The organism is Lyngbya sp. CCY1209, assembly GCF_055795065.1.
This window is the reverse complement of the sequence record NZ_JAYFER010000086.1, coordinates 1-573: the sequence shown is the minus strand read 5'-3', so window position 1 is coordinate 573 and position 573 is coordinate 1. Positions and strand designations below refer to the sequence as shown.

The 573-nt window shown below is 46.9% G+C and carries 1 protein-coding gene; it reads left to right on the top strand.

Going from position 1 to position 573, the window contains the following annotated elements; translation table 11 throughout:
- Positions 1–573 (top strand): formylglycine-generating enzyme family protein (locus tag AC0QHF_RS00455; protein ID WP_324702223.1); only part of this gene is annotated, 573 nt, incomplete at both ends.

Here is a 573-nt window from a genome sequence, read left to right as displayed (position 1 = left end):
CAAAAGTCGCTATCAGTCCGTCGCGGAAGTTTTGGCAGATTTACAACCTTCGTCGGGTACAGTTCCACCTTCACCCCCAATCCAGATTCCCGCCAAACCCAAAAATAATACTTTTGAATTTGATATTGCCACTCTGACTAAGAGCAAAGGATTTTTAGGATTATTACCCAAAATTGTTTCGCAGTGGGAAATTAACTACCGTCGCGGACAAGCCGAATGTATGATCGAAGATTTGGGGAATGGAGTCACTCTGGAAATGGTATTAATTCCGGGGGGAACCTTTCTCATGGGTTCACTGGGTAATGAAGGGTATGATACCGAAAGACCTCAACATCGAGTCACAGTGCAACCTTTCCTGATGGGAAAATATCCCGTCACCCAGGAACAATGGCGACAAGTGGCTGGTTTCCCAAAACTCCGACGGAACCTCGACCCCGACCCCTCAAAATTTAACGGCTTAAATCTTCCCGTTGAAAAAGTTTCATGGTATGACACGGTTGAGTGGTGCGCCCGCCTCTCGAAAAAAATCGGCAAACCCTACCGATTGCCCAGTGAAGCTGAGTGGGAATATGC